Origin of the sequence: Streptomyces sp. 11-1-2 (assembly GCF_003595545.1) — a bacterium.
In the GTDB taxonomy this organism is placed as follows: domain Bacteria; phylum Actinomycetota; class Actinomycetes; order Streptomycetales; family Streptomycetaceae; genus Streptomyces; species Streptomyces hygroscopicus_B.
In genome coordinates this window covers 5,907,480-5,932,195 of sequence record NZ_CP022545.1, presented here as the reverse complement: position 1 = coordinate 5,932,195, position 24,716 = coordinate 5,907,480, and the positions used below count along the sequence as shown (strand labels likewise).

The 24,716-nt window shown below is 71.1% G+C and carries 18 protein-coding genes and 1 pseudogene; 11 read left to right on the top strand and 8 right to left on the bottom strand.

The features are described from left to right. Positions 1–57: 57 nt before the first annotated feature. Complete coding sequence (locus tag CGL27_RS25060; protein ID WP_119990148.1) at positions 58–2,142, bottom strand: PhoX family phosphatase; 2,085 nt, start codon at positions 2,140–2,142, stop codon at positions 58–60. A 270-nt stretch (positions 2,143–2,412) separates the two neighbouring features. Between CGL27_RS25060 and CGL27_RS25055 the strand changes: the two genes are divergently transcribed. The 3 genes from CGL27_RS25055 (at position 2,413) to CGL27_RS25045 (ending at position 6,983) form a co-directional block, all read left to right on the top strand. Then, a complete protein-coding gene (locus tag CGL27_RS25055) occupies positions 2,413–4,575 on the top strand; it encodes a VWA domain-containing protein (RefSeq protein WP_240450623.1) in 2,163 nt (720 codons plus the stop codon). Positions 4,576–4,735: 160 nt separating this feature from the next. Further along, positions 4,736–6,469 (top strand): methionine--tRNA ligase, encoded by a 1,734-nt coding sequence (gene metG, locus CGL27_RS25050; RefSeq protein ID WP_119990146.1) that lies wholly within the window; start codon positions 4,736–4,738, stop codon positions 6,467–6,469. 118 nt (positions 6,470–6,587) lie between these two features. Continuing rightward, positions 6,588–6,983, top strand: a complete 396-nt coding sequence (locus CGL27_RS25045) for a response regulator transcription factor (protein ID WP_119990144.1) — start codon at positions 6,588–6,590, stop codon at positions 6,981–6,983. Between the two features lie 55 nt (positions 6,984–7,038). On the opposite strand, the gene CGL27_RS25040 is transcribed toward CGL27_RS25045, so the two are convergent. Then, on the bottom strand, positions 7,039–7,968 hold the full coding sequence (locus CGL27_RS25040) for an intradiol ring-cleavage dioxygenase (RefSeq protein ID WP_119990142.1): 930 nt from the start codon (positions 7,966–7,968) through the stop codon (positions 7,039–7,041). A gap of 148 nt (positions 7,969–8,116) precedes the next feature. Further along, positions 8,117–9,952: an aspartate--tRNA ligase gene (gene aspS / locus CGL27_RS25035; RefSeq protein WP_119994532.1), complete on the bottom strand. Its 1,836-nt coding sequence runs from the start codon at positions 9,950–9,952 to the stop codon at positions 8,117–8,119. A 117-nt stretch (positions 9,953–10,069) separates the two neighbouring features. Between aspS and CGL27_RS25030 the strand changes: the two genes are divergently transcribed. Next, positions 10,070–12,256 (top strand): SpoIIE family protein phosphatase, encoded by a 2,187-nt coding sequence (locus CGL27_RS25030; protein ID WP_119990141.1) that lies wholly within the window; start codon positions 10,070–10,072, stop codon positions 12,254–12,256. A 27-nt stretch (positions 12,257–12,283) separates the two neighbouring features. On the opposite strand, the gene CGL27_RS25025 is transcribed toward CGL27_RS25030, so the two are convergent. Beyond that, positions 12,284–12,472: a hypothetical protein gene (locus CGL27_RS25025; protein WP_119990139.1), complete on the bottom strand. Its 189-nt coding sequence runs from the start codon at positions 12,470–12,472 to the stop codon at positions 12,284–12,286. 281 nt (positions 12,473–12,753) lie between these two features. Between CGL27_RS25025 and CGL27_RS25020 the strand changes: the two genes are divergently transcribed. Beyond that, positions 12,754–13,179, top strand: a complete 426-nt coding sequence (locus CGL27_RS25020; protein WP_119990137.1) for an ester cyclase — start codon at positions 12,754–12,756, stop codon at positions 13,177–13,179. A gap of 135 nt (positions 13,180–13,314) precedes the next feature. On the opposite strand, the pseudogene CGL27_RS25015 reads toward CGL27_RS25020, so the two are convergent. After that, a pseudogene (locus CGL27_RS25015) lies at positions 13,315–14,285 on the bottom strand (pirin family protein). Between the two features lie 130 nt (positions 14,286–14,415). Then, positions 14,416–14,913, bottom strand: a complete 498-nt coding sequence (locus CGL27_RS25010) for an SseB family protein (protein ID WP_014053638.1) — start codon at positions 14,911–14,913, stop codon at positions 14,416–14,418. Positions 14,914–15,051: 138 nt separating this feature from the next. On the opposite strand from CGL27_RS25010, the gene CGL27_RS25005 reads away from it, so the two are divergent. Then, complete coding sequence (locus CGL27_RS25005; RefSeq protein ID WP_078642497.1) at positions 15,052–16,878, top strand: acyl-CoA dehydrogenase; 1,827 nt, start codon at positions 15,052–15,054, stop codon at positions 16,876–16,878. 84 nt (positions 16,879–16,962) lie between these two features. Here CGL27_RS25005 and CGL27_RS25000 read toward each other — a convergent pair whose 3' ends face one another. Beyond that, complete coding sequence (locus CGL27_RS25000) at positions 16,963–17,346, bottom strand: hypothetical protein (protein ID WP_119990135.1); 384 nt, start codon at positions 17,344–17,346, stop codon at positions 16,963–16,965. A gap of 17 nt (positions 17,347–17,363) precedes the next feature. Then, positions 17,364–17,912, bottom strand: coding sequence for a TNT domain-containing protein (locus tag CGL27_RS24995; RefSeq protein ID WP_237299045.1), 549 nt, complete (start codon positions 17,910–17,912; stop codon positions 17,364–17,366). A gap of 391 nt (positions 17,913–18,303) precedes the next feature. On the opposite strand from CGL27_RS24995, the gene CGL27_RS24990 reads away from it, so the two are divergent. From CGL27_RS24990 to CGL27_RS24970, 5 genes are all read left to right on the top strand, one after another. After that, positions 18,304–19,593 (top strand): M18 family aminopeptidase, encoded by a 1,290-nt coding sequence (locus tag CGL27_RS24990; RefSeq protein ID WP_078642495.1) that lies wholly within the window; start codon positions 18,304–18,306, stop codon positions 19,591–19,593. Between the two features lies 1 nt (position 19,594). After that, positions 19,595–21,562, top strand: coding sequence for a BTAD domain-containing putative transcriptional regulator (locus tag CGL27_RS24985; RefSeq protein ID WP_119990133.1), 1,968 nt, complete (start codon positions 19,595–19,597; stop codon positions 21,560–21,562). 122 nt (positions 21,563–21,684) lie between these two features. Beyond that, a complete protein-coding gene (locus CGL27_RS24980; protein ID WP_119990131.1) occupies positions 21,685–22,389 on the top strand; it encodes a DUF4232 domain-containing protein in 705 nt (234 codons plus the stop codon). Positions 22,390–22,780: 391 nt separating this feature from the next. Continuing rightward, complete coding sequence (locus CGL27_RS24975; protein WP_119990129.1) at positions 22,781–23,770, top strand: hypothetical protein; 990 nt, start codon at positions 22,781–22,783, stop codon at positions 23,768–23,770. A gap of 90 nt (positions 23,771–23,860) precedes the next feature. Then, positions 23,861–24,715, top strand: a complete 855-nt coding sequence (locus CGL27_RS24970) for a helix-turn-helix transcriptional regulator (protein WP_119990127.1) — start codon at positions 23,861–23,863, stop codon at positions 24,713–24,715. Position 24,716 lies beyond the last annotated feature (1 nt).

The window sequence follows — 24,716 nt, the reverse complement described above, 5'->3', positions numbered from 1 at the left end:
GCGAGCCGCTGCGGCGGCTCGCGGGGGGCGCGGGCTGGGGCACGAGGCCCTTGCGGGTCAGGCGCCGATGTCGCCGCCGTCCCGCCGCCAGACGCTGACCACGGACGGCCGGGTCAGCTTGCCCGGGCCGTCGGGCCAGGTGGACGCGGGCTTCTCCACGCTCGCGCCGTCGAGCTCGCCCGGGTGCTGCACGGCCACCAGCACCCGCCGCTCCTGCACGATCGGGCCGCAGGTCTCGGCGCCGCTCGGCACGGTCAGGAACTGCTTGACCTGGCCGCGGCGGCTGCCCGCCGTCGCCACGCCGAACAGCCCGTCGTGGCTGCCGAGCGCGTTGCCGTCCGTGGAGATCCACAGATTGCCGTGCACATCGAAGGTGATGTTGTCCGGGCAGGAGATCGGGCTGACCTGGTCCTTGGGGAAGCCGCCGAAGTAGGTGCTCGGGTCCTCGGGGTCGCCGCAGACCAGGAACAGCCGCCAATTGAAGCGGGTGGAGCCCGGGTTGTTCCAGCGCTCGGTCAGCTCCAGGATCTGGCCGTGCTTGTTGGCGTTGCGCGGGTTGGCCTCGTCGGCCGCGGCCTTGCCCGTCTTGCCACGGTCCGAGTTGTTGGTCAGCGCGATGTACACACGACCGGTGCGCGGGCTCGGCTCGACGTCCTCGGGGCGGTCCATCTTCGTCGCACCGGCCTTGTCGGCGGCCAGACGCGTGAAGACGTACACCTCCTCGGCGGTCATCCCGTCCACGAAGGAGCGGTCGCCGCAGGCCAGCGGGATCCACTCACCGGCGCCGTCGAACTCGCCGTCCTTGGGAAGCTGTCCGGTGCCGTCGATCTCGGCGGACGGGCTGTCACCGGTGAACTTGGCGACGTACAGCGTGCCCTCGTCCAGCAGCGTGCGGTTGTGCTCACGGGCGATGCGGCTGTTGCCCTTCATCATCCGCTTGGCGGAGACGAACTTGTAGAAGTAGTCGAACTTCTCGTCGTCGCCCATGTAGAGGACCGGACGGCCGTCGGTGGTCAGCCGGGGCTCGGCGGCCTCGTGCTTGAAGCGGCCCAGCGCGGTCAGCTTGCGCGGGGTGGAGTCGGGGTCGAACGGGTCGACCTCGATGACCCAGCCGAAGCGGTGCGCCTCGTTGGGCTCCTTGGCGAGGTCGAAGCGGTCATCGAAACGCTCCCACTTGCGCTCGGAGGCGCCGTCCTTGAAGCCGTAGCGCTTCAGGCCCGCCTTGACGGTCGGGTCGGTGACCTTGTCGGGGTTGGCGAAGTACTGGTTGAAGTTCTCCTCGCCGGAGAGCACCGTGCCCCACGGGGTGATGCCGCCTCCGCAGTTGTTCAGCGTGCCGAGGACGCGCTTGCCGGACCGGTCGGCGGAGGTACGCAGCAGCTTGCTGCCCGCCGCCGGGCCGGTGACCTCGAACGGAGTGGTCGCGGTGATACGGCGGTTGAGGTGGTGGCGGGGCACGGCGGTGAGCCGGCCCAGCCGGCGCTCCTCGGCCGTCATCACCACGGACAGCCCGTGCGCGGCCCAGGCGATCTCGGCCTGCTCGCGGGTGGGGTTCTCCGGGTCGTACCCGGCGAACATCAGCACCTCGTCGGTGTACTCATGGTTGACCACGAGGAGCTGATGGCCGCGCTCGCCGGGGACGTCCAGCACCGCCATGTAGTCGTTGTTGTAACCGAACTGGCCCGCCTGGGCCTTGGCGCTCTGCTTGGCCGGGTCGAACGCGGGCGCACCGCGCAGGATCGGGTCGCCCCAGCGGAGCACCACGTTCTGGTCGTGGCCCTCGGCGGTGACCACGGTGTCCTGGGTGTTGGGGGCCACCGGCGAGAAGCGGAGGCCGCGGGCGGCCTTGCTGTCCTTCGCCTCGGCGGCGGCACCGGCGGTGGCGGCCGCGTCGCCCGACGCGGCGGCTGCCTGCGGCGCCCGCTCGAGCGCCACGGCTCCGGTCGCGGCAGCCACGGTCATCACCGCACCGGCCCGCAGAAGGGAACGGCGGGAGGCGGCAGCGGCGACAACGTCGCCCACGTAGGCGTTGTCAGAGGTGTTCGGCGTCTCGTGAAAGCAGGCGTCGCCACAGCGGTACCGGCACGTCAGCGCGGAACGACCGCCCGGGTGTGAGCTGATGAGCGGCAGAAGGTTGCGCACGTCTTCCCCTCCGTAAGGGTGTCACGTATGAGCTTCGAAGGGCCCCGCATGGGCAGTACGCCGACGCGGTCCGGGCCGACATGACGTCGGGATCCTTTGGCGGCGAAGCTATGGGCGTAGAACCGCACGGTGGCGACGAACGCCTGAACCAGAGGTGAACGAAGCGCGAGCGGAATCGGCGGAAGAGGGCCGCCGGGCGGCCAGCTAGCCTTTCGGCACCACGGTCATGCACCGCCATGCACCGCACTCGACACGTGAGAGGTATCTCCCATGGGCATACGGGACCTACTGCGCAAAGTTTTCGGCCGCTCCCGAACCACGGGGGTGGACGAAGCTTCTGCCGCGCCGGAGGCGGAGGTTGTCCCGGACCCCCAGTCGGCCGAGAAGTCGGCACAGCCGACGGTAGAGCAGACGGCAGACGAGAAGGCCGAGTCCAAGGCGTCGTCGGACGCCGAGCCGAAGGCCGAGTCCGACGTCGAGCCGAAGGCCGAGGTGGAGGCCGAGCCCGAGCCGAAGGCTGAGCCGAAGCCTGAGCCGGCCGCGGACATGACCCCGGCCCCGGACTCCCCCGACGACGAATCCGCGCACGACCCGGCCCTGTCGGCTCCGCTGAAGTCCCTCGACGAGATCCTGAAGTCCCCGGCGCCCGAGGACACGACAACCTCCGGCGACGACGCACCGATTGAGGCAACGGCAGCGGCCGACGCGAAGGAAACGGCCCCCGCTGAGGCGAAGGCAGAGGCGGACGAGCCCAAGCCCGCCGCCGAGGCCGAGGCAAAGGCCACGCCCGAGCCGGACGTTGAAGCCCAGCCCACGCCTGCGGACACTGCCGACGCCACGTCCCCCACCACCCCCGCAGCCGACGCCGAACCCGAGCCGACGCCCGAACCGGCAGCCGAGGCCGAAGCCGAAGCGGAGGCGGATGCGGAGCCCGCCACCGCGCCTGAGGCTGCCGCAGCCGCGGACGCCCCGTCTGCGGAGGCGAGTGCCGACGCCGGAGCCGAGGCGAAGGCAGGCGCCGAGGCCCCTGCCGAGACCAAGACCGACGACGAGCCCGCCGAGACCACGGCCAAGGCCGTGGCGGAGGCCGAGCCTGCGCCCGCAACCGACCCCGCGCCGGAGACCGCCGAGCCGGTGACGGAGACCGCCGACGCATCCTCGGCGGAGGCCGACACCACGCCCGAGGCCGAGGTTGCGGAGGACCCCGCGCCGGAGACCGCCACGGCGGAGACGGCAACCTCCGCAGCGCCCGAGGCGGCCGCAGAGACCGCCGCGCCCGAGGGTGAGGCAGCGGCAGAGGCTGGCGACGAGGCCATGCCCGCGGCCACGAGCGACGACAAGCTCGCTGCGGCAGAGGCCGAGGCCAAGGCCAAGGCGGAAGCCGAACCGGAGGCCACGGCGGAGGCCGAGCCCGCGGACGACGGCGATGCCGCGGCGGCTCCGGCGGCGGCGAGTGCCGATGCCGAGCCCAAGGCCGAAGCCGAGGCGGCAGCAGAAGCTGACGACGAGGCCGCCCCCGCGGCCACGAGCGATGACGAGCCCGCCGAGGCGGAGACCGAGCCCGAGCCCGAGGCCGCGGCCAAGGCCGACGACAAGCCCGCCGAGGCGGAGACCGACCCCGCGCCCGAGGCCACCCCCATGGCCGACCCCGCGCCGGTGGCGGTCGCTGCCGCCGCCCCCACCGCCGCCAAGACCGACGCACCCACCACCGCCACCGCATCCGCGATCACGCCCGCCGACCTCGAATCGCGGGCGCCCGGGCTGGTCGGGGCGTTCGCCGCCGCGGGGGAGGCCATCCAGGCGCATGGGCTGGCCGGGCAGCGGGCGGTCGTCTACCTCGTGCTGGACCGGTCCGGGTCGATGCGGGGGTACTTCAAGGACGGCACCGTGTCGCACCTCGCCGAGCAGGCGCTCGCCCTGTCCGCGCAGTTCGACGCCACCGGCACCGTGCCCGTCGTGTTCTTCTCCACCGACATCGACGGCACCGCCGACCTCGAGCTGGACCAGCACACCGGCCGTATCGAGGAGCTCCACGGCTCGCTCGGCCACATGGGGCGGACGAACTACCACACCGCCGTCAACGCGGTCATCGAGCACTACAAGGCGTCCGGCACCACCGACCCCGCGTTCGTGATCTTCCAGACGGACGGCGCGCCCACCGCCAAGACCGCCGCCGAGAAGGCGCTGTGCGAGGCGGCGGGACTGCCGCTGTTCTGGGAGTTCCTGGCGTTCGGGGACCCGGAGGCGAAGGGGTTCGACTTCCTCCGGAAGCTGGACACCGCGCCCGCGCTCGCCGTCCCGGAGAAGCGGGCGGTCGACAACACCGGCTTCTTCCACGCCGGGCTCGACCCGCGTACGGTCGCCGACGCCGAGCTGTACCGGGAGATCCTGAAGAAGTTCCCGGGCTGGCTGGCCGCCCGTACGCAGGGCTGACCAGGGGGCCGCACCACACCCGGCAACCCACCGAGCACCACACCGGGGGCCATCCGCCGCGGAAAAAACGCCGCGCGGGTGGCCCTCGTCACTCGGATACGATATGGGCGGCTCAGTAGAGCCAGACGCACTTACCGTATCGACTCGGGAGCAGCCTGCAATGGCTCGACACCTCATCACCAGCGCCCTTCCCTACATCAACGGGATCAAGCACCTGGGCAACATGGTGGGGTCCATGCTCCCGGCCGACGTCTACTCCCGCTATATGCGCCAGCGCGGCCATGACGTCCTCTACATCTGCGCCACCGATGAGCACGGCACCCCGGCCGAGCTGGCCGCCAAGGAGGCCGGGCTGCCGGTCGACGAGTTCTGCGCCCAGCAGCACGAGGCACAGAAGGCGATCTACGACGGCTTCGGGCTCGCCTTCGACTACTTCGGCCGCAGCTCCTCCGCACAGAACGTGCAGATCACCCAGACGATCGCGCGTGAGCTCAAGGCGAACGGCTTCATCGAGGAGCGCTCGATCCGCCAGGTGTACTCCAACGCCGACGGCCGCTTCCTCCCCGACCGCTATATCGAGGGCACCTGCCCGCACTGCGGCTACGACAAGGCCCGCGGCGACCAGTGCGAGAACTGCACCCGCGTGCTCGACCCGACCGACCTGATCGACGCCCGCTCCGCGATCAGCGGCAGCAGCGATCTGGAGGTCCGGGAGACCAAGCACCTCTTCCTCCTCCAGTCCAAGCTGGCGGAGGAGGTCGCCGCCTGGGTCGACGAGCGCGGCAAGGACTGGCCGACGCTGGCCTCCTCGATCGCCCGCAAGTGGCTGACCGAGGGGCTGCAGGACCGGGCGATCACCCGCGACCTGGACTGGGGCGTGCCGGTGCCGGCCGACACCTGGCCGGAGCTGGCGGCCGAGGGCAAGGTCTTCTACGTCTGGTTCGACGCGCCGATCGAGTACATCGGGGCGACGAAGGAGTGGGCGGACCTGAACCCGGAGCACCGCGACTGGAAGTCGTGGTGGTACGACGTGGACGAGGCGGTCCGCTACACCGAGTTCATGGCGAAGGACAACGTCCCGTTCCACACCGTGATGTTCCCGGCCACGCTGCTCGGCACCCGGGACGCCTGGAAGAAGGTCGACTACGTCAAGGCGTTCAACTGGCTGACGTACTACGGCGGGAAGTTCTCCACCTCCCAGAAGCGCGGGGTGTTCACCGACGCCGCGCTCGAGGTGCTGCCCGCCGACTACTGGCGCTACTTCCTGATGGCGAACGCCCCGGAGTCCGACGACACCTCCTTCACCTGGGAGCACTTCACCGCCACCGTCAACAAGGACCTGGCCGACACGCTCGGCAACTTCGTCAACCGCGTACTGTCCTTCTCCCGTAAGCGGTTCGGCGACGAGGTCCCGGCCGGGAAGGCCGCCGGGGAGGCGGAGGGGCGCCTGGGCGAGGAGATCGCGCGGCTGCTGGCGGAGTACGAGGAGCACATGGACACGCTCCAGTTCCGCAAGGCCGCTGCGGCGCTGCGCGCCCTGTGGAGCGCGGGCAACTCCTACCTGGAGGAGAAGGCCCCCTGGCTGGAGATCAAGACCGACCAGGAGGCCGCGGCCCTCACCCTGCGTACGGCGATGAACCTCATCCACCTCTACGCGATCGTCTCCGAGCCGTTCATCCCGGCCTCGGCGCGGGCCATGCGGTCGGCGTTCGCGCTGAGCGAGGACACCGCGGTCTGGGTCGGCCGGGAGGAGGCGAAGGCGCTGGCTTCGGTTCCGGCGGGCACGGCCTTCACCGTTCCCCCGGTGCTCTTCGCGAAGATCACCGAGGAGGACCTGGGGTCCTTCCGGGAGCGCTTCGGGGGCGCGGAGCAGAACGGAAACGGCGCCGCGTAGCAGGTCGGCGAGCGGCGCCGGATAGCCGCTCATGCGCGTGTTGATCGCGCGGCAACCGTTCGTTTAGTCCTCTCGGTGACCCTGTGGAGTCCATAACCACCGGGGAGTCGAGGAAGCAGTGCCGGACGCACGTGTCACGGTGACGGTCCACGGCCCCGACCCGCTCAGCCGGGCCGGGGTCGTGCGTCATCTGCAACAGCAACCCAGCGTCGAGCTGGTCGACCGGCCAGGCCCGCCCGGCGACGAACCCCGCGGCGCCGTCGCCGTCATGCTCGCCGAGCGCCTCGACGACCGCGCCGGGGCGGAGCTGCGCCGCCTGGTGCGGGGCGGTCGGCAGCGGGTGGTGTTGATCGCGGGCGAGCTCCGTGAGACGGAGCTGATGGCGGTGATGGAGTACGGCGTGCAAGCCGTCTTATGGCAGCACCGGACCACGCCGAAGCGGCTGTTGCGCGCCGTGCACCGGGCCGCCCGCGCGGACCGTGGCACACCGTGCGGCGTGGACCGGAGGCTGTGACCCGACGACGCCCCAGGGCTTCACCTCACCTCAGGGCTTACTTCACCCCAGGGTTTCAGAGGTCCGTGCCCTCGTGTGTCGCGTCGGGGTCGACCCCCAGGGTGAGGCTTCCGGTGACGCCCTTCTCGATCTTTCCCTTGCGGTACTCGAGGTTCAGCAGACCACCCTGCGCGCCGTTGCCGGGGTAGATCCCGTCCTCGTCGAGGGTGGTGCGCTCGGTGGTGCTGGTGTTGTACGGGGCCGCCTCGGCCGAGGCGAGCACCGCCTCCTCGGCGAAGAAGAGCTGACCGGTGTGGCAGGTGTGGCCGCCCTCGTAACCGGCGTCCGTGAGCTTGCCGCCGACGTGCACCTTGGTGTGGATGTGCACACAGCGGCCCCGGTACCAGCCGGGGAAGACCGTGGTGAACTCGACGAAGCCGTGCCGGTCGGTGAGCTGGGTGCCGCGCAGATACCGCTTGTCGTCGGTCGGCTCCTGGTGACCGCCGCCGGGCGGGGCACCGGTCGGAGCGCCCGTCGGGGCGTCGGTGGGCGGCGTCCCGGTCGGCGGCGTCCCGGTGGGCGGGGTGCCGCCCCCGCCGCTGCTCGAGCTCTCATAGCCCGAGTAGAGCCCCAGCGCGTCGCAGTGCCAGATGTCGACGGCGGCCCTCGCCACCGGTTTGCAGCTGTCGGAGTCGATCACTTTGAGGCGGAGGGTCATCGGAATGCCCTCCTTGTGCTCGGTGATGTCCTTTCTGATCTTGTCCGCGTCGATGTAGTACGGCCCCTCGGTCGTCTCCGAGGTGAGCCGGTAACAGACCTCCCCGGACGGGGAGGAGGCGGAGGCCGAGGGAGTGGTGGAGGTCGCGGACGTCTCGCCCGCCGAGGCGGTGGTGGCGATGGCCGTTCCCAGGCCCGCCACCGCGACGGCCGCGCCGCCCGCCACCACGACCCGCCGCCTCGTCAGATCCCGCTGGGGATCGACGTCGTTGCTCTGCTGTTCGGTCATGGCCCGGGACAGTAGGGAGGCAACCTGGCAGCCCCATGGGTGCCGGCTGTGAATGGCTGTGCGAAGCGCGTCATTCGGCCATCCGCAGACGCAGGGCGGGGGCGCGCCGTTCGGCACGCCCCCGCCCTGTGGGTCTCGTCCGGCCCGTCTACTCGGCGGACTTCTCGGCCTCGGCGGCCGTCTTCGCCGCGTTCTCTGCCTTCTCGGGGCTCTCGGCCTTCTTGACCTGCGGCGGCTTGCGCACCGACAGGTGCAGCTCCCGCAGCCGGGCCTCGTCCACCTCGCTGGGCGCGCCCATCAGCAGGTCCTGCGCGTTGCCGTTGAGCGGGAAGGCGATGGTCTCGCGGATGTTGGGCTCATCGGCCAGCAGCATCACGATGCGGTCGACGCCGGGGGCGATACCGCCGTGCGGCGGGGCGCCGAAGTGGAACGCGCGCAGCATGCCGCCGAACTCGCGCTCGACCTCTTCGCGGTCGTAGCCCGCGATCGCGAACGCCTTGTACATGACGTCCGGCTCGTGGTTCCGGATGGCGCCGGAGGACAGCTCCACGCCGTTGCAGACGATGTCGTACTGCCAGGCCAGAATGTCCAGCGGGTCCTTGGTCTCCAGGGCCTTCAGACCGCCCTGCGGCATGGAGAAGGGGTTGTGGGAGAACTCGATCTGCCCGGTGTCCTCGTTCCGCTCGAACATGGGGAAGTCCACGATCCAGCAGAAGCGGAAGACGCCGTCCTCAAAGTGGCCGGTCCGCTTGGCGGCCTCGACCCGCACCGCGCCCATGATCTTGGAGACCTCGTCGAACTCACCCGCGCCGAAGAAGATCGACGTGCCGGGCTTGCCCTGGACTTCGGTGATCAGCTTCTCGACGTCCTCGTCGGTGAGGAACTTCGCGATCGGCCCGGTCAGCTTGGCGTCCTCGCCGATCCGGACCCAGGCCAGCCCCTTGGCGCCCTGCTCGACGGCGAACTCGCCGAGCTGGTCGAAGAACTTCCGGGGCTGGTCGGCGGTGTCGGGCACGGCCAGCGCACGCACATGCTTGTCCGCGAACGCCTTGAAGCCGGAGCCCTCGAAGATGTGGCTGACGTCCCGCAGCTCGAGCTGGGCCCGCAGATCCGGCTTGTCGGAGCCGTACTTCAGCATGGCCTCGCGGAACGGGATCCGCGGGAAGGGCGAGGTCACATGACGGCCGCCGCCGAACTCCTCGAAGAGCTCGGTCATCACCTTCTCGATGACGCCGAAGACGTCCTCCTGCTCGACGAAGCTCATCTCGACGTCGAGCTGGTAGAACTCGCCCGGCGAGCGGTCGGCGCGGGCGTCCTCGTCGCGGAAGCAGGGCGCGATCTGGAAGTAGCGGTCGAAGCCCGCGATCATCAGGAGCTGCTTGAACTGCTGCGGGGCCTGCGGCAGCGCGTAGAACTTGCCCGCGTGCAGCCGGGAGGGGACCAGGAAGTCCCGGGCGCCCTCCGGCGAGGTGGCGGACAGGATCGGGGTCGCCAGCTCGTTGAACCCCTGCGCGGTCATCTTCTGCCGGATGGCGGAGATGACGGCGGAGCGCAGCATGATGTTGCGGTGCATACGCTCGCGGCGCAGGTCCAGGAAGCGGTACTCCAGGCGCCGTTCCTCGCCGACCCCGTCCTCGGGGAAGACCGTGAAGGGCAGCGGGTCGGCGGCGCCGAGCACCTCGACATCGGCGACCTCGACCTCGATCTCGCCGGTGGGCAGTTCGGGGTTGACGTTGTCCGCGCCGCGCGCGATGACCCGGCCGTCGATGCGGACGACGGTCTCCTTGCTGATCGAGCTCAGCGCCTCGTTGGCGGCGGTGTCGGGGCGCACCACGAGCTGGACCAGGCCGTAGTGGTCGCGGAGATCGATGAAGAGGATGCCACCCAGGTTCCGTCGATTGTGGAGCCAGCCGGAGAGCCGGACGTCGGTGTCGACGTCAGCGGCGCGGAGCTGACCACAGGTGTGCGACCGGTACCGATGCATCATTCATCCAAGTCGTCTGATCGGGAGGCGTGCGTACCCTCGTGAACTTCCGGCCAAGCCTACCGGCGCCGCGACCCTCACTGGTAAGCGGTTGGCAAATCCCCATAAGGTAGCGCAATGCGCACCGAGGACCTGCTGGCCGCCATAGCGACCGGCCTATGGCGTTGGGACAGTGTCTCGGGCGCCGTCAGCTATGACGCGGAGGCGGCCCGGCTGGTGGGCCTGCCCGCCGAGGCCGTCACCCTTCCCGAGGCCGCCGCCCGCGCGTGTTTCCACCCCGCGGACTGGCTGGAGGTCAAGGCGATCGTCGACCTCGCGGTGGCCGAGGGCACCCTGGCCGAGGCCCGGCTGCGCGTCGTGGACGAGAAGGGCACCGTGCTGCGGACCGTGCGCACCCGGTCCCGGCCGATAGCGCGGGGCGGCAGCGAGGACGGCTACTACCTGCTCGGCACCCTCCAGGAGGTCCCCGACCCGCTGCCCGGCACCTCGGCCGCGGGGCCGCCGGTCACCGGCGACTGGCGGCGCAACCGCGAGGCGTTCCTGCTGGACGCGGGGCGGGCGCTGGCGGAGGCGATGTCCACCGCCGAGGTGCTGCGGGTCGCGGCGGGGCTGTCCATGCCGGGCTTCTCCCCGGAGGGGCTCGCGGTCTTCGGCGTCCAGGGCGAGCGGATCTCGGTGATCGGCCACCACGGGCCGCGGACGGGCGCCGATCACCCCTTTCACGACATCGGGCTGGGCACCGACTATCCGGCGGCCGAGGTGGTCCGCACCGGCCGGGCGGTCTATCTGCCCACGCCGGAGGAGTACCGCGGCCGGTTTCCGGCCGCCTGGTCGCTCGGCCGGCCCCGTAAGCGCCGGTCCTGGGCGTTTCTGCCGCTGATCGTCGCGGGCCGCACCATCGGCGCGTGGATGGCCGGATTCGCCCATCCGGTGTCGTTCTCGCCCGATGAGCGCTCGGTGCTGACCACCATCGCGCGGATGCTGGCCCAGGCGCTGTCCCGCACCGCGCTCCAGGAGACCGAGCGGGAGCTGGCGGACGGGCTGCAGCGCTCGATGCTGCCCGCCAGCAAGCCCGATATCCCGGGGCTGACGGTGGCCGCGCGCTATGTGCCGACCGGCGGCGGACTGCAGGTCGGCGGCGACTGGTACGACGTGATCGGGCTGCCCTCGGGGCGTACCGCGCTGGTGATCGGCGATGTGCAGGGCCACGATGTGCGCGCCGCGGGGATCATGGGGCAACTACGGATCGCGGTCCGGGCGTACGCCTCCGAGGGACACCACCCCGACGCGGTGCTCTCCCGCGCCTCCCGCTTCCTCGCCGGGCTGTCGGCGCCGGACGGCCCTGACGGCCCGGACAGCCGGTACGACCCGAGGTTCGCGACCTGCCTCTATATGGAGGTGGACCCGGTCGCCGGCACCCTGGACATCGCCCGCGCGGGCCACCCCGACCCGGCGGTCCGGCTCGCCGACGGCACGATGATGGTCAGGCCCACGGCGGGCGGGCTGCCGCTGGGCATCGACCCGGACACCGACTATCCGACCACCCGGGTGGTGCTGGAGCCCGGCGAGACGCTGCTGATGTGCACCGACGGGCTGATCGAGACCGGCGGGCACGATCTGGAGACCGGCTGGGACCGGATCCGTAAGGTCTTCGAGCGGCCCGCCACCCTCACGAACGACACCGGCACCCTCCCCTCCGACGACCTCGACTCCGACGACCTCGAAGCCCTCGCCGACTCCCTGGTGCAGGCCGTGCACGGGCCGCCCTCCCACCACACCACCGGGCCGCTCGCGGACCGGCGCGAGGACGACATAGCGCTGTTGCTGATCTGCCGGGAGGCGGAGGTGTGCCTGGTCGGGCCCGGTTCGGCGCCGGTGCGGCGGACGGCGGTCACGGTCGCGCAGGCCGAGCCGGAGCGCATAGCGGGCACCCGGCAGCAACTGCGCGACATGCTGCACGACTGGGCCGACCCGGACCAGGTGGAGTCGGCGGTGCTGATGCTCTCCGAGATGGTCACCAACGTCCTGGTGCACACCGACGGGGACGCCCTGCTGGTGGCCGAGGTCAGCGGGCGGCACGGGGCCCGGCGGCTGCGGCTGGACGTCGCCGACAGCAGCGATGAGCTGCCGCACCGCCGGCGGCCGGGCGAGCTGGCCTCGTCGGGGCGCGGGCTGCTGCTGCTGGAGATGCTCGCCGACAACTGGGGGGTGGATCCGCGCGGCGACGGCAAATGCATCTGGTACGAGCTGCACGAGGCCGCGCCGGATGGCGCGGCCCCTTCGTCCCCGCCCGACGGCGCCTAGTCCTCCTCGGCCGTTCGTGGTGTCGGCTCAGGAGACCGGCGCGCTCGAAGGTCCGCACACGGCGTGTGTCATGGCGCGGGCGCTGCCGAGATAGGCCATGGGGTCGGCGAGTTCACGGATCCCGTGGTCGCCGAGAGCGGCGACGGTTTCCGGGCGTGTGAGGAGTTCGTCGACCAGCGGCCTTCTGGTCACCGCGTTCGTCAAGGAGAGCGGCATGGTCTTCCACGACGGCCACTGGCAGCCCGTCGAGCCCTGAACCAGCGGCGGGGAACACAACGGGCGCCGCGCGGGCTTGACCTTGCCGCGGCGTCAACGATTTCACTGGAGTCATGCGGATCGAAGAGGGGCGACACAACCGCCTGACCGTGGCCGCGAACCGGCCACCGGCAGCGGGAGCCGCATGCCGTGCTCAGGCCGTCGGCAGCCGCCCGCCGCATTTCACGGAGCGGCACCCCGTACTCGACCCGAGCCCCTGAGCCGTCCGAGGAAGGATCCCGATGAACACCACCACGGCCGAGAAGAGCTTGGCCCTCATGCGCACCGCGTACCAGCGGTTGCAGAGCGGCGACGTCGACGCGTGCGAAGCACTGCTGGCGGAGAAGTTCATCGCCAACCTCCCCGGGATGCCCGACCCGCTGTACGGACGGGAGGTCTGGAAACAGGGCACGCAGGCCATGTTCGAAGCATTCCCCGACCTGCGGATCGATGTCGAGGACATGTTCGGCGTCCACGACAAGGTCGCGGTACGCGTCCACTTCCGTGGCACCCACCAGGGCATGTTCCAGGGCGTGGCCGCGACGCACCGGCCGGTCAGCTTCCGCAGCATCGAGCTCTACCGCATCGAGGGCGACAAGATCGCCGAAGAATGGGTGGCCCCGGACATGACGAGCCTCACGCAGCAGATCTTGCCGCCCGGCTCATGAATGTTCAGGGCGACGAACAGCCCGAGAACGGCGGTGACGACCACCGCACCGATCCGTCGTAGGCCGCCCCACGGCCCGCGCCGGTTCGCGGGCCGAAAGACCGGGTCAGCGACCCACAGGAAGCGTCGGCGAGCCCTACAGTCCGCCCTCGGACATCCCGTGCACGGCCGGGATCGTGCCCAGCCGCCCCTTCTGGAAGTCCTCGAACGCCTGCTGGAGCTCCTTGCGGGTGTTCATGACGAACGGGCCGTAGTGGGCCATCGGCTCGCGGATGGGCTGTCCGCCCAGGAGGACGACTTCGAGCTCCGGAGTGTGGGAGTCCTGCTTTTCGTCCGCGCGGACGGTCAGCGCGCCGCCGTCGCCGAAGACCGCCGTCTGCCCCAGCTCGACAGGGCGGCGCTCGGTGCCGACGGTGCCGCGGCCCGCGAGGACGTACGCGAGGCCGTTGAAGTCCTCCCGCCACGGCAGGGTGATCTCCGCACCCGGTGCCAGCGTGGCGTGGATCATCGTGATCGGCGTGTGGGTGACACCGGGACCCTGGTGGCCGTCCAGCTCACCGGCGATGACCCGCAGCAGCGCGCCGCCGTCCGGGGTCGTCAGCAGCTGCACGTTGCCGCCGCGGATGTCCTGGTAGCGCGGCGCCATCATCTTGTCCCTGGCCGGGAGGTTCACCCACAGCTGCAGACCGTGGAAGAGGCCGCCCGACACGACCAGCGACTCCGGCGGCGCCTCTATGTGGAGCAGCCCCGAGCCGGCCGTCATCCACTGGGTGTCGCCGTTGGTGATGGTGCCGCCACCGCCGTTGGAGTCCTGGTGGTCGAAGATCCCGTCGATGATGTACGTGACGGTCTCGAAGCCGCGGTGGGGGTGCCAGGGGGTGCCCTTGGGCTCGCCCGGCGCGTAATCCACCTCACCCATCTGGTCCATCATGATGAACGGGTCGAGGTGCTGGTAGTCGATGCCCGCGAAGGCCCGGCGCACCGGGAAGCCCTCCCCTCGAAACCGCCGGGGGCGGTGGTGACGGCGAGCACGGGGCGCGGTCGCGCCTCGGCGGGTGCCGCGACGCGCGGCAGGGTCAACGGGTTCTCTACGGTCACTGCGGGCATGACGGCCTCCTCGGTCGTTCACGATTCAACTTAATTGAATGGTGAACGACTCGCAAGAGGGCCTTTATTTCCACCCGAGCACCCCGCGAGGCGAACGGCGATATCAGGACCTATCCGGGCCTGGCCGGGCCTATCCGTACATACGCCGCATGGCGAAGTCCACCATCTGCTCCACCGCCTTCGCGTCGAAGACGATCCGGTGCTCGCCCTCCATGTCGAGGACGAAGCCGTAGCCGGTGGGCAGCAGGTCGATCACCTCGGCGCCGGTGATCACGAAGTACTTGGACTCCTTGCCCGCATACCGCCGCAGCTCCTTGAGCGAGGTGAACATGGGGATCACCGGCTGCTGGGTGTTGTGCAGCGCCAGGAAGCCGGGGTTGTCACCGCGCGGGCAGTAGACCTTCGAGCCCGCGAAGATCTGCTGGAAGTCCTCGGCCGGCATCGAACCGGTGGTGAAGGCGCGCACCGCGTCGGCGAGCGACGGCGGCGAGGGCTCCGGGTAGAGCGGCTGCTGGCCGTAGCCCGCACCCGCCTGCGCGTGATGTGACGCATGCGGCTGCTGTTGCGGCGGAGGTGGCGGAGCGGCATAACCCTGCCCTGCGCTCGCGTTCTGGTCGTAGCCGTACATGCGAAGAAGCGTACTGAGTCACAGTTACCCGGTTGAGGGTTGCCCTTTATTACCCACGGGTAGCATCATGGCGACAGCTGATCCGATACGCGTCAACGCAGAGGTCCTGGCCTCCCGATCCCTTACGGAGCCGTCGCCATGGGGCACTACAAGTCGAATCTCCGCGACATCGAGTTCAACCTCTTCGAGGTGCTCGGGCGCGACACGGTGTACGGCACCGGCCCGTTCGCGGAGATGGACGTCGAGACCGCCAAGAGCGTGCTCGCGGAGATATCCCGGCTCTCCGAGCACGAGCTGGCCGAAAGCTACACCGACTCCGACCGGAACCCGCCCGTCTTCGACCCCAAGACCCACACGGCGCCGCTTCCCGAGTCGTTCAAGAAGAGCTACCGGGCCTACATGGAGGCCGAGTGGTGGCGGCTGGGCGTCCCGGAGGAGCTGGGCGGCACGGCCTGCCCCCGCTCGCTGCTGTGGGGCTCGGCCGAGACCATCCTCGGCTCCAACACCCCGATCTGGATGTACGCCTCGGGCCCGGCCTTCGCGGGCGTGCTGCACGACGAGGGCACCGAGGAGCAGCTCAAGATCGCCCAGCTGATGGTGGACAGGCAGTGGGGCTCCACCATGGTGCTGACCGAGCCGGACGCCGGCTCCGACGTCGGCGCGGGCCGCACCAAGGCCGCCCAGCAGGAGGACGGAAGCTGGCACATCGAAGGTGTGAAGCGGTTCATCACCTCCGGTGAGCACGACCTTTCCGACAACATCATCCACTTCGTGCTGGCCCGGCCCGAGGGCGCGGGGCCCGGCACCAAGGGGCTGTCGCTGTTCATCGTCCCCAAGTACGACTTCGACTGGGACTCCGGTGAGCTCGGCGAGCGCAATGGCGTCTACGCCACCAACGTCGAGCACAAGATGGGTCTGCGGGTCTCCAACACCTGTGAGCTGACCTTCGGCGCCGACCACCCGGCCAAGGGCTGGCTGCTGGGCGACAAGCACGACGGCATCCGCCAGATGTTCAAGATCATCGAGTTCGCCCGGATGATGGTCGGCACGAAGGCCATGGCCACCCTCTCCACCGGCTACCTCAATGCCCTGGAGTACGCCAAGGAGCGGGTGCAGGGCCCGGACCTGGCGGCGTTCACCGACAAGACCGCCCCGCGCGTCACCATCACCCACCACCCGGATGTGCGTCGCTCGCTCATGACGCAGAAGGCGTACGCGGAGGGCCTGCGCGCCCTGGTCCTCTACACCGCCTCCGTCCAGGACGAGATCCTGGTCAAGGAGGCCGCGGGCGAGGACGCCTCCGCCCTGAGCCGCCTCAACGACCTGCTGCTGCCCATCGTCAAGGGCTACGGCTCGGAGAAGGCGTACGAGCAGCTCGCGCAGTCCCTGCAGACCATCGGCGGCTCCGGCTACCTCCAGGAGTACCCGCTGGAGCAGTACATCCGGGACGCCAAGATCGACACGCTCTACGAGGGCACCACCGCCATCCAGGGGCAGGACTACTTCTTCCGCAAGATCGTCCGGGACCAGGGCCAGGCCCTGACCGTCGTCTCGGAGGAGATCAAGAAGTTCCTGGCCGAGGCCGCCGGGGGCGAGGAGCTGGAAGCCGCCCGCGACCAGCTCGCCCAGGCCGCGGTGGACCTGGAGGCGATCGTCGGCGCGATGCTCACCGACCTGGCCGCCACCGAGCAGGACGTCAGCTCGATCTACAAGGTCGGTCTCAACTCCACCCGGCTGCTGCTGGCCTCCGGCGACGTGATCATCGGCTACCTGCTCCTCAAGGGCGCGGCCGTCGCCACCGAGAAGCTGGGCACCGCCTCCACGAAGGACCGGTCCTTCTACGCGGGCAAGATCGCCGCCGCGAAGTTCTTCGCCCACGAGGTGCTGCCGGGCGTCTCGGTGCAGCGCTCGATTGCCGAGTCGGTCGACAAGGGGCTCATGGACCTGGACGAGTCCGCGTTCTGAGAGCTCTCTTCCCTCGTCCAGGGGGCCGGCCGTCCCATCCTCCAGCGGGGCGGCCGGCCCCCTGGCCTGTGCGCGTGGATGTCGTCACCGCTCCTGGTCACCGTTCCGCGTTTCGTCGGGCGGCCGCTCCCGCAGGGCCCGTTCGACCTCCTCCCGGGCCCACCGCCGGAGGTCCTCGCCCTGGGCGAGTAGCTCGTCGACCGACTCGCCCCCGCCCTCCGGCGGGCGCGGGCGGGCCCTCAGCTTCTCCAGCAGATCCCGGCACGCCTCGTCCTCCGTGGCGAACCGGCTGATGTCCCGGTCCAGGGAGCGCTCCCTCAGCCCGGTCTCCCAGCCGCCGTCCGCAGCGGGGCGCAGATAGTAGTAGGCGTCTGGCTGCACCGGGATGTCCTGCACTCCCGGGATGTCGTACAGCGCGTCCGGCACCTGTTCGTCGCGCAGGGTTGTGACGAGTTCCGTTCTGTCCACCGGTTCAGGATCCGCCCTCAGTTGAGTGCGCGCAGATTACCCGCCGCGACAAGCTGGGGGATCGAAGGACCGGTCAGATACTGGAGCCCGAAGCCGGGTTGTCCGAACCATGGCCGGATGGGACCCGCCTCGACCAGGAAGGGCTCGGTGACCTCATAGAGGTGATAGCCGTTCGGATACGCCGGGTCGATGGTGTTGAGGTTGCTGGGCGGCAGCGCGCGCTCCTCGTAGGGCGTACCCGCCGGGGCGAGGAAGTGGCCGAAACCGCTCCCGAAGAGATCGACCTTCTGACCGACCTTCATCCTGATCGTGGTGTGCAGCGGTGACCCGTTGAGCAGAACCCAGCCGTCGGGGTAGGGGAACCACCAGCCGCTCGTCTGCTCGTTCCAGTAGCAGTCGAGGAACGCGGAAGAGGTGCGGAAGTGGTCGAGCCGTTCATAGTTTTCGAGCATCCGCCCGATCGCGCCGTACCGGGGGAGCTGGGCGGGGCCGAGCCGCCAGTCACCCTGGTAGTAGCGCTCACGCGGCGGGTTGGGTGCGATGCTGGTCCCCCCGATGCGGTCCATGGTCGGACAGGGAGGGTGGCCCTTGCCCTCACCATCCCCGCCGTTCCCCGGACGCGGGCCGGGCGAGGGCGCGGCTGCCGGCTCCGGAGAGGCCACGGGCGCGAGCCCCGCGGCGAAATCCGTGACAGGCTTGGCCATGGCAGGTCCGCCTGCGCACAGCAGCAGCAGCGACCCCAGAACGACAAGCAGGTGGCGAAGAACGCGCATCCGGTATCCCCTTGAGTTACGACTCAGTGCGGCGTTGCTCGGTACACGGGGAATATCGACCGATTCTCCCGAATTCTCGCCTTACCTGACGTGCTTTCATCAGATTGGATCAACGTGGCCCCACGGATGGATGCCACGACCCGCACCAGGGCGAGCCACCCCCCGGCGAATCTATGCTGAGCACATGAGCGCACAACCCGGCATCGACCGCGGCCACACCGATGACCTGATGTCCTTCCTCCGCGCCAGCCCATCGCCATACCACGCTGTGGCGAGCGCCGCTGAGCGGCTGGAGAAGGCCGGGTTCCAGCGGGTCGAGGAGACCGCGCCCTGGGACGGCGCGGCCGGTGGCCGGTTCGTGCTGCGAGGCGGTGCGATCATCGCGTGGTACGTACCGGAGGGGGCGGACCCCGCCACTCCGTACCGAATTGTCGGTGCTCATACCGACTCTCCCAATTTGCGAGTCAAGCCGATTCCCGACACCGGTGCGCACGGCTGGAGACAGATCGCCGTCGAGGTCTACGGCGGGGTGCTGCTCAACACCTGGCTCGACCGCGACCTCGGGCTCTCCGGCCGGATCTCGCTCAGGGACGGCTCACACCATCTCGTCACCATCGACCGGCCGCTGCTGAGAGTGCCCCAGCTCGCCGTCCACCTCGACCGGTCCGTCAACACCGAGGGCCTCAAGCTGGACAAGCAGCGCCATATGACGCCCATCTGGGGGCTCGGCGGCGTCGAGGAGGGCGACCTGATCCGCTTCGTCGCCGAGGAGACCGGTGTCGCGGCCGAGGAGATCGCCGGCTGGGACCTGATGACGCACAGCGTCGAGCCGCCCGCCTACCTCGGCCGGGACCGCGAGCTGCTCGCCGGGCCCCGGATGGACAACCTTGTCTCCGTGCACGCCGGTACGGCCGCGCTCATCGCCGCCGCCCGCCCGGAGCTGCCGTACATCCCCGTACTGGCCGCCTTCGACCACGAGGAGAACGGCAGCCAGTCCGACACCGGCGCCGACGGCCCGCTGCTCGGCACGGTGCTGGAGCGCTCGGTCTTCGCCCGCGGCGGCGCGTACGAGGACCGGGCCCGCGCCTTCGCGGGCACCGTCTGCCTGTCGTCCGACACCGGCCACGCCGTTCACCCCAACTACGCCGAGCGCCATGAGCCGGGCCACCACCCACGGCCCAACGGCGGCCCGATCCTCAAGGTGAACGTCAACCAGAGATACGCCACCGACGGCGCCGGGCGGGCCGTCTTCGCCGCCGCCTGCGAGCGCGCCGGGGTGCCCTGGCAGAGCTTCGTCTCCCATAACTCGATGCCGTGCGGCACCACGATCGGTCCGATCACCGCCGCCCGGCACGGCATCGCCACCGTCGACATCGGCATCGCGATCCTGTCCATGCACTCGGCACGGGAACTGTGCGGAGTGCAGGACCCGCGGCTGCTGGCCAAGGCACTGCACGCCTTTCTGGAGGGCTGAGTTGGACTTCTCCGTGCTGGGACCGGTGACCGTCATCGCGGGACCGCCGGCAGCGCCCATCGAGCTTCCGCTGGGGCCCGCCAAACGGCGCAGCGTGCTCGCGATGCTACTGCTGCGGCCCAACGCGACGGTGTCCGTGGAGCAGTTGATAACCAGCCTGTGGGAGGACGAGCCGCCCGCCCACGCCCGGACCGTCATCCAGGGCCATGTCTCCCGGCTCCGCGCCGTGCTGGCCGAGGGCGGCGCCGAGGACCACGGTGTGGAGCTGGCCACCCACAGCTCCGCCTATCTGCTGCGCATCCCCGAGTCCCTGATCGACACCCAGCGCTTCGACCAGCTGACCGCGCAGGCCAGCCCGGAGTCCGCCCCCGGCGAGGCGGTCCGGCTGCTCCGCCAGGCGCTCGGCCTGTGGCGCGGCCCGGCGCTCACCGGGACCGTGGCCAGCCCGCCGTTCGCGGCGGCCGCGCACGCCCTGGAGGAGCGCCGGCTGAGCGCCGTGGAGGCCCTGGCCCGGGCGCACAAGGCGCTGGGCGAGCATGAGGAGGCGGTGCGCGCCCTGCACCCCGCCGCCGTCGCCAACCCGCTGCGCGAGGGGCTGATCGCCGCCCTGATGCTGGCTCTGTACCGCTCCGGACGGCAGTCCGACGCGTTCGCCTGGTTCCACCGCACCCGGCAGTTGCTCGACGACGATCTGGGGGTCGACCCGGGCCAGCGGCTGAGCGCCGCGTACCAGGAGATCCTGCGAGCGGCCCCCGAGGCGGACGGGCCGCAGGGCGGCGCCGAGAGCGCCGGAGCGCCGGGCCCCTCGGGGCAGCCGGTGCCGTCGGCCCCGTCGCACCAGCAGTCCATGGCCGCCGCATCGGCCGCCGCGCCCGTACCCGAGCTGCTCCCCCGGCCTCCGGCGGGCTTCCACGGCCGGGGTGCGGAGCTGGCCGAGCTGACCCGGCTGACCCAGGGCAGCGCCGAACCGGCCCAGGGCGGCGCGGCGGGCGGCTCCGGCGGCTATCCCCAGGAGGGCGGTATCGCGCTGCTCACCGGGCCCGCCGGGGTCGGCAAGACCGGTCTGGCGGTCCACTGGGGCCATGCCCAGGCCGCCGCCTTCCCCGACGGACGGCTCTTCGCGGATCTGCGCGGCTTCAGCGGCGGCGAGGCGACGGTGCCCGCCGAGGTGCTGCGCGAGTTCCTGCTCGCCCTGGGCACCCCGGCCGAGCAGATCCCCACCTCGACCGAGGCCGCGTCCGCGCTGTACCGCTCGCTGGCCGCCCGCCGCCGGCTGCTGGTGGTGCTGGACAACGCGGGCAGCTCCGCCCAGGTGCGCCCGCTGCTGCCCGGCGGACCCCACTGCGCCACGCTGGTCACCAGCCGCAGCAGGCTGGACGGGCTGATCGCCACCGACGCCGCCCGCCCCGTACGGCTGCACGCCCTCGGCACCGAGGACGGGGCGGCCCTGCTGGGCGCGCTGCTGGGCCCCGCCCGGGTCGCCGAGGACCCGGAGGCCGCGCGGGAGCTGGTGGCCCTGTGCGACGGGCTGCCGCTGGCGCTGCGCGCCGCCTCCGCCCAGCTGATGGCCCGGCCCCGCTGGCGGCTGGCCCGGCTGGCCACCGCGCTGCGCGACGAGCGCCGCAGGCTGGCGTTGCTGTCGGCGGAGGACACCGGAGTGGCCGCCGCGCTGCGCAACTCCGTGGCCCGGCTCTCGGCGGACGACGCACAGCTGCTGCGGGCCCTGGGCACCGGTTTCGCGCGGGAGGTCAACACCGCCGAGGCGGCCGCGCTGTCGGGGGCGGACCCCGAGCTGATCCAGGACTCCCTGGAGCGGCTGGCGGAGATGCATCTGCTGGACGAGGAGGCCACCAACCGCTACGTCATGAGCGACTTGGTGAAGCTCTTCGCCCAGGGCGACGGGAGCGGGCGCGGCGAGGGGTCCGGCGGGGCCTCCGGCGAACCGTCACAGGGGCCTGAGCAGCGGTGAACAGCGGGGCGTTAGCGGGACGTTAGCGGGCGGCAGCCGTTCACCAGCCGAACGGCAGCGGGTCCGGACAGGCTTGAGCCGTACCGGAAAACGCCCGAACGCCCGCTGAGGGGAGACCCGCCATGCCGCTCACCACCGCTCGCCTCGCCCACCGCTCCGGCACCCTGCGCTCGGTCGCGGCCGGCCTTACGGTCGTCGCCGCGGGCATCACCCTCGCGGCGTGCGGCACCGCCGACGCGTCGGGCGTGAAGACGGCCGGCAAGGCCGAGAGCATGGCCTCGGCCGTCCCCACCGTCCCCACCGCCAACGAGGAAGGCCTCCAGGGCGGCGCCCAGCAGGCCGCGCGGGGGACGGTGGCGGGCGGGGCCGACGCCGGGGCCCAGGGCGGTCTGCGGGCCGACGGCGGCGTCGAGGGCGATACCGGCGTCTGCCGTCTCGACACGATGTCGGTGAGCGTCACCTCCGTCCCCCGGCCGGCCAACCATCTGCTGCTGGAGATCACCAACCAGTCCGGGGTGACCTGCCGTCTCATCGGCTCCCCCGTGGTGCGGTTCGACGACGGGCGGGCGGCCGTGCCGCAGGACGGGGACACCCGGCCCCAGACGGTCGTCACGCTGCCGCCCGGCGAGAGCGGTTACGCGGGCCTGACCACCTCCGCGGCGAACGCCCCGGCCGCCGACGGCCGTAAGGCCACCGGGTTGACCGTGTCCCTCCCCGGCGAGGACAGCCGCCGCGCCGTCGATCTCCCCGGCGACTCGGTGGAGGTCGGGGACGGGACGGAGGTCGGCTACTGGCAGAGCGACGCGTCCGACGCCCTGCTCTGGTGACCGCTTGACCTTCCCTCCGGTGATCGCTCGCCCCCTCCGGTGATCGCTCGACCTTCCACTCCGGTGACCGCTCGATTCCGAGCCACCCAGCTGGGCAGCTAGCCGCCTCCCCCCGGCTACCTGCCCCGGACGGCCCCCGCCTCGGCGGGGGCCGTCTCGTCATGTCCCACGGCACCGCCCTCCGTGTCCCGCTCCTGGCCTCTCCCGTGGGCGTCTTGGCAGGTCATCAGGGGCGCGCCCGGATGGGACCTCCCAAAGGACGGCTCGGCCCCCGAAAGGCCCCGCCCCGCGGCCCACAGTGGTTCCCGTCGCCGCGGCGAACGGCCCGACGGCCTCGACCGAGCCGTGCCGACGTCCGCCGTCGGCGCTCTCACCAAGGGGGAATCCAGAGATGACGCACTCCATCAGCGGCGGCCGACGCCGGATCTTCCTGCGCAGGGTGGTCCCCGCGATCGCCGCGGCGGGCATCGGCGCCACCGGACTCGTGGGCTGCTCGGGCGGAGCCGACACCGCGGGCCATGACGCCAAGGCGGCGAAGGCCGGGAAGGTCGCCGAGAAGGGCCTGACGAGCCGCGACACCACATCGGCCCAGGGCGGGGCCGCGGCGCTCAAGCTGAAGACGACCACGGGGGAGTTCGGCACCAAGGCCGCGGCCACCGCCGACTTCCCCACCTGGGGCACCCGCTGGGTGGTCCATCAGAGCGCCGACACCGGCTCCCCGTCCGTCGGCATGCTCAACAAGGACGCCCCGGGCCAGGACCGCATCACCGCCGACTACCAGGTCAACACGGGCAAGAAGGTCTGCGAGGACGGGGCCTGCTCCACCTACATGGCCCATATCACCGGGCCGGTCAGCGGCTTTGTGACCGTCGTCGCGGTGGACATCCCGCAGGACTCGCTGCCCGGCGTCCCGGTGCAGAACGGCGGTGGTGAGCCGCCGGAGCCGCCGCAGACCGGCGGCACCCGCGCGGAGGCGCTGCAGCGGGCCGCCACCTGGCTGACCGCCAACAACGGCGGCCGGGTGCCGTACAGCCAGGCCCAGGTCTGGAAGGACGGCTACCGCCAGGACTGCTCGGGCTATGTCTCCATGGCGCTGGGCCTGCGGGCGCCCGGCCCCAACACGGTGGGCCTCACCGGCTCCGGCATCACCAAGCCGATCGCCCTGAACGACCTGCGGCCCGGGGATCTGCTGATCGACGCGTCCGGGAACAACAACACCCGCCATGTCGTGATGTTCGAGAAGTGGAACGACGCCGCCCACACCTCGTACACCTCCTACGAGCAGCGCGGCGACTTCGGGACGGATCACACGACCCGTCGCTACGGACTGGAGCCGGGCAGCGAGTACCAGCCCTACCGGCCGCTGAAGTTCACGGACTGATGCGTTCCTGACCCGGTTCCTGTAACGAGCGGCACGTCCACCTCGGGGGTGTGGACGTGCCGCTCGGCATGTTCATGATCCCGTGCTGCAATGGTGTACGTGCCAGCGCATCCGAATCGCCCAGAGAACCCGCGACGCAAGCCGCTTGCCCCGCTGCCCGAGGAACTCTCCGGCCCGGTACGGGAATTCGTGACCGCACTGCGCCGGATGCACGGCGAACTGGGACTCAGCCTGAAGGAACTGGAGGGGCGGCTGCCCGCGAGCCGGTCCTCCCTCTCCCGCTATCTGCGCGGCCAGAGCCTCCCCGACGAGCGGCTCCTGGTCCAGTGGGGCAAGCTCTCCTTCACCGCCGAGGACCGGCTGCCCGAACTGGTGACCCTGCTGCACCGGGCCACCGAAGCCGAGGCCGCCGGGCAAGGCGCCGAGGGGACCGGGCCGGAGCCCGGCCCGGCCGCGCCGCCGCCCCCGGGGCAGTCTCCGGAGGGCCGGCCGGCCCGGCGCCGGCTGCGGCTCACGCTCGCGGCGGTGGGCGCCGTCGTCGTCATCGCCGGGGGCACGGCCGGCGTGATCGCCCTCCGGTCGTCCGACGACGGCGGGTCCCCGGGCGGCGCGGCGGGCTCCTCGCCCCTGGGCGACGCCCGGATCACCGTCTACAACGCCGAGAAGGACTGCCGGCACCAGCGCGTCCGTGCCTGCTCCCTGGGCCTGGCCGAGGATCCGTATGTGGCCTACCGCCCGTCGAACATCGTGGGCCGGGCCTGGCACGGCGACGTGCTGCGCGCCGACTGCCGCATCGCCAACGGCGTCACGGTGACCGACGAGGCGGGCGGGCACAGCAGCATGTGGTTCCGCGTCTTACAGGACGGCAAGCGGATGTGGGTGCCGGGCATCCGGATCCGCCAGGACCAGGTGCAGTACTCCACGCTGCCCAACTGCCCGGACTGAC